10 protein-coding genes and 1 pseudogene are annotated in these 14,058 nt (G+C 27.4%); 7 read left to right on the top strand and 4 right to left on the bottom strand.

What is annotated here, in order from left to right; translation table 11 throughout:
- The first annotated feature begins 178 nt into the window (after positions 1-178).
- From nusA to D9V73_RS01715, 7 genes are all read left to right on the top strand, one after another.
- A complete protein-coding gene (gene nusA, locus D9V73_RS01745; protein ID WP_158336568.1) occupies positions 179-1,672 on the top strand; it encodes a transcription termination factor NusA in 1,494 nt (497 codons plus the stop codon).
- A 14-nt stretch (positions 1,673-1,686) separates the two neighbouring features.
- Positions 1,687-4,299: a translation initiation factor IF-2 gene (gene infB, locus D9V73_RS01740; RefSeq protein ID WP_410051756.1), complete on the top strand. Its 2,613-nt coding sequence runs from the start codon at positions 1,687-1,689 to the stop codon at positions 4,297-4,299.
- Positions 4,300-4,365: 66 nt separating this feature from the next.
- Positions 4,366-4,758, top strand: coding sequence for a 30S ribosome-binding factor RbfA (rbfA, locus tag D9V73_RS01735; protein WP_261979142.1), 393 nt, complete (start codon positions 4,366-4,368; stop codon positions 4,756-4,758).
- On the top strand, positions 4,759-5,682 hold the full coding sequence (gene truB / locus D9V73_RS01730) for a tRNA pseudouridine(55) synthase TruB (RefSeq protein WP_158336565.1): 924 nt from the start codon (positions 4,759-4,761) through the stop codon (positions 5,680-5,682).
- A 114-nt stretch (positions 5,683-5,796) separates the two neighbouring features.
- Positions 5,797-6,066 carry a 30S ribosomal protein S15 gene (gene rpsO, locus D9V73_RS01725; RefSeq protein WP_158336564.1) on the top strand — a complete coding sequence of 90 codons (270 nt, stop codon included), beginning with the start codon at positions 5,797-5,799 and terminating at the stop codon, positions 6,064-6,066.
- A gap of 255 nt (positions 6,067-6,321) precedes the next feature.
- The gene (pnp, locus tag D9V73_RS01720; protein ID WP_158336563.1) at positions 6,322-8,424 is read left to right on the top strand and encodes a polyribonucleotide nucleotidyltransferase; all 2,103 of its coding nucleotides are present in this window, start codon (positions 6,322-6,324) and stop codon (positions 8,422-8,424) included.
- Between the two features lie 498 nt (positions 8,425-8,922).
- Positions 8,923-10,725, top strand: coding sequence for a DEAD/DEAH box helicase (locus D9V73_RS01715; protein WP_315984280.1), 1,803 nt, complete (start codon positions 8,923-8,925; stop codon positions 10,723-10,725).
- Positions 10,726-10,973: 248 nt separating this feature from the next.
- Here the strand turns inward: D9V73_RS01715 and D9V73_RS01710 are convergent, their stop codons facing one another.
- The 4 genes and pseudogenes from D9V73_RS01710 to argF form a co-directional block, all read right to left on the bottom strand.
- Positions 10,974-11,360, bottom strand: coding sequence for a RidA family protein (locus D9V73_RS01710; protein WP_158336562.1), 387 nt, complete (start codon positions 11,358-11,360; stop codon positions 10,974-10,976).
- Between the two features lie 65 nt (positions 11,361-11,425).
- Positions 11,426-11,893: an aspartate carbamoyltransferase regulatory subunit gene (gene pyrI / locus D9V73_RS01705; RefSeq protein ID WP_158336561.1), complete on the bottom strand. Its 468-nt coding sequence runs from the start codon at positions 11,891-11,893 to the stop codon at positions 11,426-11,428.
- A pseudogene (pyrB, locus tag D9V73_RS01700) lies at positions 11,880-12,820 on the bottom strand (aspartate carbamoyltransferase). Before pyrB ends, pyrI begins: the two are co-directional and overlap by 14 nt.
- A gap of 155 nt (positions 12,821-12,975) precedes the next feature.
- Positions 12,976-13,992 (bottom strand): ornithine carbamoyltransferase, encoded by a 1,017-nt coding sequence (argF, locus tag D9V73_RS01695; RefSeq protein WP_158336560.1) that lies wholly within the window; start codon positions 13,990-13,992, stop codon positions 12,976-12,978.
- Positions 13,993-14,058: the final 66 nt, after the last annotated feature.

The following is a 14,058-nucleotide window of genomic DNA, read 5'->3' as shown; positions in this document are numbered from 1 at the left end:
TATAAATTTTAAAGACTGACATAGAAAGTTCCCCGTTAAACATATATTTTATATTTAGTATGAACTATTGATGTATTTAGTTTAACATCTTAATGTTTGCATGTGCTGTTCTAAAGATACTCTATTATCAAATAATTGTAATTACATAAAATTGTCATATAATTTGAGGTAAACTAAGATGAATAAAGAAATTTTAGCTGTCGTAGAAGCGGTTTCTAACGAAAAATCCTTACCTCGAGAAAAAATTTTTGAAGCACTAGAAAGTGCATTAGCAATAGCAACTAAAAAAAAATATGATCAAGATATTGATGTACGAGTAAAAATTGATCGAAAAAGTGGAAGTTTTGAAACATTTCGTCGATGGTTAGTAGTTAGTGAAGTTTTATATCCAACAAAAGAAATTACCTTCGAAGCTGCTCAGTTCGAAAATAATTTAATAAAAATTAACGATTATGCAGAAGATAAAATACAATCAGTTACATTTGATAGAATTACTACTCAAACAGCAAAACAAGTCATTGTACAAAAAGTAAGAGAAGCTGAACGAGCAATGATTGTAGATCAGTTTCGAAAATATGAGGGTGACATTGTAACAGGAATAGTTAAAAAGATTAGTAGAGATAATATTGTTTTAGATTTAGGTAATAATGCTGAAGCTTTAATTTTAAAAGAAGATATGCTACCTAGAGAAAATTTTAGATTAGGAGATCGCATAAGAGGTGTGCTTTATGCAATTCATCCTGAATCTAGAGGTATTCAACTATTTGTTAGTAGATCTAGACCTGAAATGTTAATTGAATTATTTAAAATTGAAGTTCCAGAAATAGGAGAAAGAATTATTGAAATAAAAGCAGCAGCACGCGACCCAGGATCTAGAGCGAAAATTGCAGTGAAAAGTAATGATAAGAGAACTGATCCGGTTGGTGCATGTGTAGGTATGAGAGGAGCTCGAGTACAAGCAGTGTCTAGCGAATTATGTGGAGAAAGAATTGATATTGTATTATGGGATAACAATTCAGCACAATTTGTTATTAATTCTATGTCTCCAGCCGATGTTTGTTCTATTGTGGTTGATGAAGAAAGTCATACGGTAGATCTTGCTGTGGATTCTGGAAATTTAGCACAAGCTATTGGAAGAAATGGTCAAAATGTGCGCTTAGCTTCTCAATTAAGCGGTTGGGAAATTAATGTTATGACGGTAGATGATTTAAAATTAAAGTATCAAAAAGAAGCTGACAAAATTTTAAACATGTTCAAGAAATATTTAAAAATAGATGAAGAACTCTTGGAAACGTTAATTAAGGAAGGTTTTTCTTCTATAGAAGAATTAGTATATGTTCCTTTTCATGAACTAGCTAACGAAAATACAATTAATGAAAAACAAGCTTTGCTAATTCGTGAAGAAGCAAAAAAAGCCTTGCTTATAATAACGAAAGAAAATGAACAACAGTTAAATGTAAGAAAACCAAAAATAGAATTATTAAATTTAAAAGGGATGAATCAATTCATAGCTTTAAAGTTAGCAAAAAAAAATATTTACAGTTTAGAAGAATTAGCTGATCAAGGAGTTGATGATTTAATAGACATTGAAGAACTCAACATTACTACAGCTGGTGATTTAATTATGGCAGCACGAAATATATGTTGGTTTGGTGAAAAGATTCAAAAATAGGAGTAAATTTAATTATGGAAATAAGTATAAAATTATTAGCTAAAGAAATGAATGTTTCAATAAAAGATTTGATTCAACAGTGTGTAAATATTGGTATTATTAAAAATGAACATAGCTTCATTACTTATAATGAGAAAAAAACTTTAGAAAAATACTTGAAAAAAACTAGTACTATTTCAAAAAATGTATTAACTTTAAAAAGAAAGACTCGTAGTACGTTACATGTATCTAGTTCTGGTGGAAAATACAAATATGTACATGTTGAAATTAGAAAAAAACAAATATATTCAACATCTGATGAAGAAGTAAGAGATAATGTATCCAGAAATATTAATATAAATATTTCACAAAGTGAAAATAAAACATCATCTAATATGAGACAAAAAAATGACAACACATTTCATCTTAACAAAAATATTACTAAAAATCGTGGTGTTTTTAGTAATTTAAAGAGTAATTTTACAGTTAATGATGTTAGAAAAAAAGAAAATAGTTCTTCTTATAATTCTGAACATAAAAAAAACTTGTTAAAACCAGTAAAACTACGTCATAACTCAAATTCGTCAAGTGCTTTTATTGAATCAGAGAGAAAAGTTAAAAACAAAACGGATAGTAAAATCACATTAGATCTAAATCGAAGTAATAACAATGTTGCTAGTGCAATTCATACTAATTATTTATCTTCGAGCAATAAAAATATAAAATCTAACTATAGATCTAGTAACCAAAAAAATATTCGTTATAAGAAAAATAGAAATTATTTAGATAAAAAAGCAAATCGAGAAGATATAAAAAAAACTATTGTTTCTGATAAAAAAAACAAGAACTATAAGTATAGTGTTTTAAAACAAACGTTCACAAAACCTTCAAATACAATCAATCGAGATATAATTATAAGTGATGTAATTACAGTATGCGAATTAGCAAATAAAATGGCAGTAAAAAGTTCTGAAGTAATAAAAACAATGATAAAATTAGGATATATAGTTACAATTAATCAAAGTTTAGATCAGGATATAGCACAATTAGTAGCAGAAGAAATGGGTCATAAAGTAACTATATATCATGATAATGCATTAGAAAAAAATATTATGAAAGATCGCGAAACTAGTAGTAATGAATTTAGAGAAATACGACCTCCTATAGTAACTATTATGGGACATGTAGATCATGGTAAGACATCATTATTAGATTATATTAGACTAACTAAAATTGCTTCGCAAGAAGCGGGTGGAATTACACAACATATAGGTGCTTATCATATTGATATAAATGATAAAATAATTACATTCCTAGATACTCCCGGACATGCAGCGTTTACTGCCATGCGAGCTAGAGGAGTTCAAGTTACAGATATAGTAATATTAGTCGTAGCTGCTGATGATGGAGTTAAACCTCAAACAATAGAAGCTATACAACATGCTCAAGCAGCTTCGGTTCCTATTTTAGTTGTTATAAGTAAAATCGACAAACCAGAATCAGAACCAGAAAAAATTAAGAATGAATTAATGAAATATAATATTGTCCCAGAAGAATGGGGAGGAGAAAACATTTTTATACATGTTTCAGCAAAATCAGGTGAAGGTATAGATAATTTATTAGAATCTATTTTGCTACAAGCTGAAATGTTAGAGCTAAAAGCTAGTACTTCTGGAATGGCTTCAGGTTTAGTTATTGAATCGTTTTTAGATAAGGGACAAGGTCCAATCGCTACAATATTAATACAAGAAGGTACGTTATATAAAGGAGATATAGTATTATGCGGATTAGAATATGGTAAAATTCGTGCTATAAAAGATTCTACTGGAAAAGAAATTCAATCTGTTAAACCTTCTATTCCAGTTAAGATTTTGGGTTTATCGGGGATTCCTATAACTGGAGACAAGATTGTTGTTGTTCGTGATGAAAAAAAGGCGCGAGAGGTATCATGTTATCGTCAAGCAAAGTTCAGAGAAAAGAAGTTAGCTAAGAAAACAGCGTTTAAATTATCTAAAATTTTTGAAAATATACAAAAAAGTAAGGTATTAGAACTGAACATTGTTTTAAAATCTGATGTACAAGGTTCATTAGAAGCTATTTCTGATTCTTTAGAAAAATTATCTAATGATAGTGTAAAAATCAAGATTATAGGAAAGGGTGTCGGTAGTATTACAGAAACTGATGTATCCCTTGCTATAGCTTCACATGCTATGATTATAGGTTTTAATGTAAGAGCAGATTTTTCTGCTAAACGTCTTATTGAATTAGAAAACATAGATTTACGATATTATTCAGTTATATATCATATTATCGATGAAGTAAAAAGCGCTATATGTGGTATGACTTCTCCAAAATATAAACAAGAAGTTATAGGATTAGCAGAAGTTAGAAATATATTTAGATCTCCAAAATTTGGTAGTATAACAGGATGTATGGTTATTGAAGGTATAGTTAAACGAAATAGTTCAATTCGAATATTAAGAAAAAATAAAGTAATTTATGAAGGAGAATTAGAATCATTAAGAAGATTTAAAGAAGATACAAATGAAGTGAGAAGTGGAGTAGAATGTGGTATTGGAATAAAAAAATATAATGACGTTCGTATTAATGATATAATCGAAGTATTTCATACATTAGAGATTAAATAGACAATAGATTTCATAAAAATTCTATTTATCGTTTCGTTTATACTAATCAGTTGGAGAACACGTTCAGTGCTACAGTATAATCGAGGTTTTCGTGTGTCAAAAGAACTACAAAAAGCAATATCATGGATAATTTGTAATTCGTTATCTGATCCTCGTTTAAAGGTATTAATAACAGTACTAGAAGTTCAAATTTCTCGTGATTTTAAGTATTCTAAAATATATATTAGTATTTTCGAATCATGTACAACATTATCTTCAAAAGATATATTGTTAATATTACGTAAATCTTCAAAATATATAAGATTTTTATTATCAAAAAAAGTTCGTTTGCGTATTGTTCCTATTTTAAACTTTGTTTATGATGATTCATTAATTAAAGGTATGAAAATAAGTTCTTTGATCAACCAATCTTTTCTATATAAATCGCAAAAAAATAGTTTAATCAACAGGGATAGTTAAATGTGTTTAAACAAGATTAAAGTAATAAATGGTATATTATTAGTAGATAAACCAAGCAATTGTTCATCAAATAACATTTTACAAAAAGTAAAAAAAATTTTAAACATAAAAAAAGCCGGACATACAGGATCTTTAGATCCTATAGCTACGGGAATGTTACCGATTTGTTGTGGAGAAGCTACAAAATTTTCTCAATTTTTAATTAATATTGATAAATGTTATCGCGTCATTGCTCGTCTTGGACAAACGACAACTACATCAGATTCTGAAGGTAAAATTATTAAAATTAGAATGGTAAATTTTTCATTTTTGAAATTAATGAATATTTTGAATTCTTTTCAAGGTGATATTCATCAAATTCCTTCAATGTATTCTGCAATAAAATATAAAGGTAAACCATTATATAAATATGCCAGAAAAGGCATTTCTGTGCCCAGAAAAAGTCGTAAAATTACTATTTATAAATTAAAATATATTAATTATTATAATTTTTTTTTAGAGTTAGAAATCACATGTTCTAAAGGAACTTATATTAGAACTTTAATAGAAGATATAGGGGAAAATTTAGGCTGTGGAGCACATGTAATTGAATTAAGGAGACTACGAGTTGGTAATTATCCTATTTCTAAAATGATAACTATTAATAAACTTCAATCGTTAAATTCATGTAGTTTTAAATCATTTTTTAAAGAACTATCTAAATTTTTAATATCTTTAGATACTCCTGTGTCTATTTTCCCAGAAATAAACATATCTACTCATGAGTCTTATAAAATAAAAAATGGAGAAAAAATAAAAGTTTTTTGTAAGTTAAGCAGTGTGTTTTTTCGTATAACAGAAGGTAAAAACAGGCGATTTATTGGAATAGGAAGAATTAATTCGAGTCAAGAATTATTGCCTTATCGTTTAATTTTAGATACCTAATAAATAAGTTATTTGCTATAAAAACTATATGATAGTACCATAACAAAGTGCTAAAGTTGCATGTCAATATGTGGAATTTTACTATTAATAAAAAATAGCATGGAGTATGATAAAATGCTTCTAAACATCGTTAAAAAAGACGAGTTAATAAAAAAATTTGGCATTAATAAAAGAGATAGCGGAAGATCTGAAGTACAAATCGCTTTATTAACAAATAGAATTAATTGTTTACAAAAACATTTTACTATTCACAAAAAAGATCATTGTAGTCGACGTGGTTTGTTAAATATGGTATCACATCGTCGAAAATTACTAAGTTATCTAAGAAATAAAAATGTATTACGTTACACTAATATAATTGACCAATTAAAATTACGTCGTTAACTAACAAATTAAAGTTCATTTTTTATGATTTTAAAAAATTATTAAAAAGTTGTATTTAAAAGGGCTATTGCCCTTTTTAAAAATTCGAATACAAATTATTTAAATTGATTTAATAATGTTTGTTAAGCATTTTAAAGTTTTTATAATTTTATTTATTTATTGCAACTTTTATATTTTTATTTAAAACAAATAATATACAATTCCTAATTTATATTTAATAGATGTTGTCAACTGTAATATATTAAGGATGTTATTTTGCTAAATCCCATTGTACGTAAATTTCAATATGGTCAACATACTGTTACATTAGAAACAGGTATAATGGCAAGACAAGCCACTGCAGCTGTAATGGCTAGTATGGATGATACTATGGTTTTTGTAACTGTTGTTGGTCAAAAGAAATCATTGCCAGATCAAAAGTTTTTTCCACTTACGATAAATTATCAAGAAAGGACATATGCTGCAGGTCGCATACCTGGTGGTTTTTTTCGTCGTGAAGGAAGACCAAGTGAAAACGAGATATTAATTTCTCGTTTGATCGATCGCCCTATTCGTCCTTTGTTTCCAAAAGGATTTTTTAACGAAATACAAATTATTGCGACAGTTGTTTCTGTTAATCCTCAAGTTAATCCCGATATAGTTGCAATGATCGGTGCATCTGCAGTATTAAGTATATCTGGATTACCATTTTGTGGTCCTATTGGTGCTGCTAGAGTGGGTTATGTAGATGATAAATATATATTAAACCCTAACATGGAACAAATTAAATCAAGCAATTTAGATTTAATAGTGTCAGGAACAGAGAAGTCAATTTTAATGGTCGAAGCCGAAGCGAATATGTTATCTGAAAATGAAATTCTGGAAGCAGTTATTTTTGGGCATCAGCAGCAACAAATAGTTATTCAGAATATTCGTAGTTTAGCTTGTGAAGTTAATATACCTGTTTGGGAAAATTGTATTTGCTCTGTAAATGAGGATTTAAAATTTCGTATTATTGATCTTTCTAAAACATGTGTTCAACGTGCATATACTGTATTTAATAAAAGTGAAAGAGTAGAAATATTAAATAAAATTAAATGTGATGTAATATCTGTTTTAACTAGTGAAGGTTTTATTATAGATGAGCAAGAAATAGAATCTATATTTTTCGATCTTGAAAAAGATGTAGTTCGTAATCGAATTTTAAATAATGAGCTAAGGATAGATGGTAGGGAAAAAGATGCAATACGAACATTAAATATTAGAACAGGGATATTACCTAGGGTACATGGATCTGCATTGTTTACAAGAGGTGATACTCAATCTTTAGCATCAGTAACATTAGGAACATCTCGAGATGCTCAAAATGTAGATGAATTATTAGGAGATAAAATAGATAATTTTTTATTTCATTACAATTTCCCTCCTTATTCTGTAGGAGAAATAGGAATTATAGGGTCTCCTAAACGTAGAGAAATAGGTCATGGAAAATTAGCAAAACGTAGTATGTTAGCTGTTATGCCAGACATAGAAACATTTCCTTATACAATACGTATTGTTTCTGAAATTACTGAATCTAATGGTTCTTCTTCTATGGCTTCAGTTTGTTCGGCTTCTTTAGCTCTCATGGATGCTGGAGTTCCAATATCTACAGCTGTAGCCGGTATAGCTATGGGTTTAATAAAAGGAGTAGATAAATTTGTAATATTATCAGATATTTTAGGGGACGAAGATTATTTAGGAGACATGGATTTTAAAGTGGCTGGAAGTAATAAGGGTATTACTGCTCTTCAAATGGATATAAAAATTGAAGGTGTTACTAATAAAATTATAAAATTAGCACTATTTCAAGCAAAACGGGCTAGATTGCATATTTTAAGTACTATGAAAAAATTTCTTAAGTTTCCAAAAAAAGACATTTCTGAATTTGCTCCAAGAATTCATACAATTAAAATAAATCCTGAAAAAATAAAAGATGTAATAGGAAAAGGTGGTTCAGTAATTCGTATGTTGACTGAAGAAACAGGTACGACTATCGAAATTGAAGACAATGGTACAGTTAAAATTTCTGCTATGATAAAAGAAAAGGCTAACAATGCCATTCGTAGGATTCAAGAAATTACCGCTGAAATTAAAGTAGGTAAAATTTATAGTGGGAAAGTAACGCGCATTGTTGATTTTGGTGCGTTTGTTTCTATTGGAATAGGAAAAGAAGGATTAGTACATATTTCACAAATTTCTAGTAAACGAATAGACAAAGTTACAGATCATCTTCGTTTAGATCAGAAGGTGTTTGTAAAAGTATTAGAAATAGATAGGCAAGGTCGATTACGATTGAGTATTAAGGAAAATAAAAAAAATATTAATTCTAGATTATAATTTATATTTTAATTGATTTATATTATGGAAATATTATATTTAAAAAAATAAATATTTTTCAAAATTTTATAATATTAATTATATCATATTGTAATCAAGATCATAATATTTGCATTAATTTTTTTAGCTACTTGCAGTTAAAGTAGATTTAGTTAGTCTTTTAAATTATTTTTTAAATTTTTCATTATAAATTTATTGCCAAATGTAAAAATTTTAATTCTTATAATATTTAATATGTATTTTAATGTAAAATACGTTTAAACATTCAATAACATTCATATCTCATTTTTATGTAATAATTCGTATTTAATAAAAATATATAATTTTAGAATGTTTTTGTTTAGTTCAGAAAATAATTTTATTATTGAACTCATATAGAGTATGAGTGTTTTAAATGATTTATTTGTTCTGGTTCACATGTCTAACAAAAATAAATAATATTTTATTGCTAGTTTATTCAAACTAGCGTGTTGTAACTCAAGAGGCATATATATTTACATGATTCATACTAACAAAATGACATTTTCTAGTTTAGGTTTAAATTCATTTATTATTAATGCATTAAACGATATGGGATATATAAAACCATCTCCTATTCAATCTGAATGCATTCCACTTCTTTTAGAAGGACATGATGTATTAGGAATGGCACAAACAGGAAGCGGAAAAACAGCTGCTTTCGCATTACCTTTACTCAATAATGTTAAATCGCATTTAAAAGTTTCTCAAGTTTTAGTTTTAGCACCTACTCGTGAACTAGCAATTCAAGTTGCTGAGGCTTTTTCTCATTTTTCTAAATATTTAGTTGGCATTCATGTATTAGCTCTATATGGCGGTCAACGATACGATTTACAACTTAAAATTTTACGTCAAGGGCCACAGATTATCGTTGGTACTCCAGGTCGATTACTTGATCATTTAAAAAGAGGAACATTAAATTTATCTAATTTGAGTGGTTTAGTATTAGACGAAGCCGATGAAATGTTAAGAATGGGATTTATAGAAGATGTAGAAACGATTTTGACTAAAATTCCCGATAATCATCAAACAGCTCTATTTTCTGCTACTATGCCTGATGTTATTCGAAGAATTTCTAAAAGATTTATGAAAAGTCCAAAAGAAATTAAAATTCGGTCTAATATTATAACTCGTCCTAATATTCAACAAAGTTTTTGGATGGTATATGGTAAAAAAACTGATGCATTAGTACGTTTTTTAGAATCTGAAGATTTTTCTGCTACAATCATATTTGTTCGTACCAAAAACGCAACATTAGAAGTATCTGAAGCTCTAGAGCGCAATGGTTATAGCAGTGCTGCATTGAATGGCGATATGAATCAATCTCTTAGAGAGCAAACATTAGAAAAATTAAAAGATGGAAGGTTAGATATATTAATAGCTACAGATGTTGCTGCTCGAGGTTTAGATGTGGATCGAATTAGTTTAGTAATTAATTATGATATTCCTATGGATTCTGAATCTTATGTTCATCGCATTGGTCGTACAGGTCGTGCAGGAAGAAAAGGAAAAGCTTTACTTTTTGTTGAGAATCGTGAACGGCGTTTACTACGTAATATTGAACGTATAATGCAGTTAACTATGACAGAAGTAGAATTACCAAAAGTTGAACTATTGAGTAAGCGACGTTTAGAAAAGTTTTCGAGAAAAGTACAAATACAGTTAAAAAGTAGAGATTTAGATCAGTATCGTAATTTATTGCCTAAATTACTTCCCGAAAATGAATCTAATATTGAATTATTGGCAGCTGCATTGTTAAAAATGGCTCAAGGAGAACGTCATCTTATTATCAAGCCTGATACATTAATACGTTCAATTCGCAATACCAATATAAAAGATACTCGTCGACGTCATGATAATAAAAATAACCTTCGATATCATCGAGAAAACGATAATATGGATCTATATCGCATTGAAGTAGGTCGAGACGATGGTGTAGAAGTACGTCATATAGTTGGAGCTATTGCTAATGAAGGAAATATTAGCAGTAGAAATATTGGAAATATTAAATTATTTTCAACATATTCTACTATTGAATTGCAAAAAGGATTACTAAATAATTTATCTAGATTATTTGTTCATACCAGGATATTTAACAAACCAATTAACTTAAAATTATTACATAATACTAGGTTTCAATATAGTCATCGATCAGGTGATAAGAAAAGAAAGTATAATAATGAACATGTAAGTTCAAAAAATATAATTGAACGAAAAAGAAGTATAAGAGTGTCTCGTAATGAAGATAAAACTTCATTACCTTATCGTCGAAAAAACATTTGACTTTTTATGATAACTGTTAAAAATAAAATTATTATAAATGTGACTTTAACTTAGTAAAATATTATTTTGTATTAATGATAGCTAATAGGAATACGTTCTTTATTAATTATTAATACAACACATTGCTTCATAAAGTTATTTATTATAAAAATATATGGCATCTTTTTATTTATTTTAATAATTAACTTGATATAAGGCAAAGGAATAATAAGCTCTTTGCCTTGTTGTATTTATATATAAATAAATTGCTATTTTTTATAAGCTATAGCTTCAATTTCAATTAAAGCATCGTTAGGTAATTTAGATACTCCAATACAAGATCTAGTTGGAAATCGAGTAGAATGATTTAAAAAAAATTTTTTATATATTTTATTGATAGTATTCAAATGTTTTAAATCAATTATGAATAAAGTGGTCTTTATAATATTTTCAATTTTTGCATTAGCCTGTTCTATTATATATTTAATATTATTTAGTATTTCTGTAGTTTGAATAGAAATATCATTATCACTATTATTAAGATCAATAGTACTAGCAATTTGACCAGATATAAAAATTAAATTTTCTATTTTTATAACTGGTGTATAAGGACCAATAGGATTAGGTATATTATCTTTATTGATTTCAGAGTTCATAAATCGTATTACTCCTAGAAATGTGAATTATAAAGGTTATTATTTTTAAAAGTATGTGTAGTATATTATTGACATTGGTTTATTAAAATTATGTTTTTTTGAAATTCTTTTTCGCAATATTTACATACTAAATAAATATTATTATTTTTTTTAAATGTAAAACTAGAATGAATTTCTGAATCATTGCTAACACAATTGCTATTTGGACAAGTTAAAATTTTATCTATACGATTGGGTACAGTAGGAAAAATTTTTCCTACTAACTTATAATTTCTAATATGATTTACTGTTGCATGTGGAGCGTATATAGATAACTGATTTATTTGATTATCTGTTAAGAATATGTTTTCTATTTTAATAAGATCTTTTTTTATTAGTTTTCTTGAAGGTAGATTAAGTCCAATAGTAATTCGTTGTTCTATTTCTGTAAATCTAAATAAGGTTAGTAGTTTAAAGCCAATTTGTGCTGGAATATGGTCAATAACACTTCCACAGTTAATAGCTTCTACTTTAAGTTTGTTAATTTGATTCATAAACATTCTTATTTAATATTAATGCTAATAAGGCTTGACGTGTATATACTCCATTTTTTGCTTGTTGAAAATACCATGCATATGGTGTTTGATCAACGTCTTTTGATATTTCATTGATTCTAGGTAATGGATGTAAAATTTTAAGGTTGTTTTTAGCATTTTTCAAATCAGATTTTTTTAAAATACATTGTGCTTTAATGTTTATATATTCAGTAGATTCTAGACGCTCTTTTTGAATTCGTGTCATATATAAAATATCTATTTTAGAAATTATTTCTTGTATATTATTATATTTATGCCATATAATTTTTTTTTCATATAACATGTTATTGATATAATCGGGCATAGTTAATGTATCTGGTGAGATAAAGAAAAAACAGTTATTGTCAAATTTTGATAATGCTTGTGTCAATGAATGTACTGTTCTTCCATATTTTAAGTCGCCTACTATCCCAATTTTTAAATTGTGTAGTCTATTTTGAGTCTCTTTTATAGTAAATAAATCTAATAATGTTTGGGTAGGATGTTGGTTAGCACCATCCCCAGCGTTTATAACGGGAATGTTATTAGAAAATTCAGATGCTAATCTTGCCGAACCTTCTTTAGGATGTCGAATAATAATTAAATCAACGTATGTGCTAATCACCGAAATAGTATCTGATAAACTTTCTCCTTTTTTCCCAAAAGCAATGTGATCTCCGTCAGAGAAACCTATTATTGATGCTCCTAATCTTAATATGGCAGTTTCAAAAGATAACCTAGTTCGAGTAGAAGCTTCAAAAAAACAAATAGCAATTATTTTATTTTTTAGTAATTTTGGATGATTTTTTTTTTCAATATATTGGCAATGTTTAAAATTGATTTTAATTCCTGTCTAGTTAAATCATTAATAGATATAATACTTTTTAAATGTAAAGAATGGTTCATATTAAACTTTTCCTATTATGAACAAATACGTTAGTATGTTTTATGATATAATGTTGCTTTTAAGATATAAAATATTTGTTTTTAATTAAAAATTTTAATAGTAGAATACTAAGTTAATATATCGAACATGAGTGATGTTATATTTTAAATATTTTTTAATAAGAAAAATTTTCTATAAGACTTGTAACCATTAATGCCTTAATAGTATGTAAACGATTTTCCGATTGTTTAAAAATTATATCTGAATTAGATTCAAATATTTCGTTTGTAATTTCTATTCCATTATTCAAATTATTGTTGTTCATTATTTCTTTCCCAATGATTGTATTGTCGTCATGGAGCGCAGGTAAACAATGTAATACTTTTGTTTTTTTATTATTAGTAAGATGTAACATGCTAGAGTTTACTTGATAACTTTGTAGTAGTTTGATACGATCAGTCCATTGTTTTCTTGGTTCTCCCATAGATATCCAAACATCAGTATAAATAAAATCAACGTTCTTTACGCCTTCTTCAATACTTTCTGTACATATAATATCTCCGTTTCTTTCTCTCGCTTTAGATTTACACTTTAAAAAGAACTCTGCATTTGGCCAAAACTGAATAGGAGAAACTAAACGTAAATTTAAACCTACTAGAGACGCAGCTTCTAGTAAGGTAAGTCCTATATTATTTTTTGTATCTCCAACATAAGCACAACTAATATTAGACAATGATTTTGATGATAAAGATTCTTTCATAGTTAATAGGTCAGCTAATATTTGCGTAGGATGAAATGTTTCTGTTAATCCATTCCATACTGGAATAGTAGAATGTTTTGCTAGAGTTTCTATCACTTCATGATTATGTCCACGATATTGAATTCCATGATACATTTTACTTAATACTCTTGCAGTGTCTTTTATTGATTCTTTATATCCTAAATGAGTGCTTTTTGGACCTAAGTATGTAACATGCGCCCCTTGATCAAATGCTGCTACTTCAAATGCACATCGAGTCCTGGTAGATTCTTTTTCAAAAATTAGTACAATTTTTTTGTTTTTCAAATAAAGATTTTCTTTATTGTTTTTTTTTGCATTTTTTAAAAAACTAGCGACGTCAATAATGTATTTAATATCATGATTGCAAAAGTCTAATAATCTAAGACAACTTTTTTTGTACAATGTATTCATCATTATCCTCAATACATATTAATACTTTCTTTATATATAAGTAATAAAATAATTAATAAGATAAAA

Source organism: Buchnera aphidicola (Melaphis rhois), from assembly GCF_005080745.1.
In the GTDB taxonomy this organism is placed as follows: Bacteria; Pseudomonadota; Gammaproteobacteria; order Enterobacterales; family Enterobacteriaceae; genus Buchnera_B; species Buchnera_B aphidicola_AT.
This window is presented reverse-complemented; position numbering and strand designations above follow the sequence as displayed.

Excerpts from the sequence above, each read along its gene's own strand:
- nusA (WP_158336568.1), top strand. The coding sequence starts at position 179 with ATGAATAAAGAAATTTTAGCTGTCGTAGAAGCGGTTTCTAACGAAAAA.
- infB (WP_410051756.1), top strand. The coding sequence starts at position 1,687 with ATGGAAATAAGTATAAAATTATTAGCTAAAGAAATGAATGTTTCAATA.
- truB (WP_158336565.1), top strand. The coding sequence starts at position 4,759 with ATGTGTTTAAACAAGATTAAAGTAATAAATGGTATATTATTAGTAGAT.
- rpsO (WP_158336564.1), top strand. The coding sequence starts at position 5,797 with ATGCTTCTAAACATCGTTAAAAAAGACGAGTTAATAAAAAAATTTGGC.
- D9V73_RS01715 (WP_315984280.1), top strand. The coding sequence starts at position 8,923 with ATGATTCATACTAACAAAATGACATTTTCTAGTTTAGGTTTAAATTCA.
- D9V73_RS01710 (WP_158336562.1), bottom strand. The coding sequence starts at position 11,360 with ATGAACTCTGAAATCAATAAAGATAATATACCTAATCCTATTGGTCCT.
- pyrI (WP_158336561.1), bottom strand. The coding sequence starts at position 11,893 with ATGAATCAAATTAACAAACTTAAAGTAGAAGCTATTAACTGTGGAAGT.
- argF (WP_158336560.1), bottom strand. The coding sequence starts at position 13,992 with ATGAATACATTGTACAAAAAAAGTTGTCTTAGATTATTAGACTTTTGC.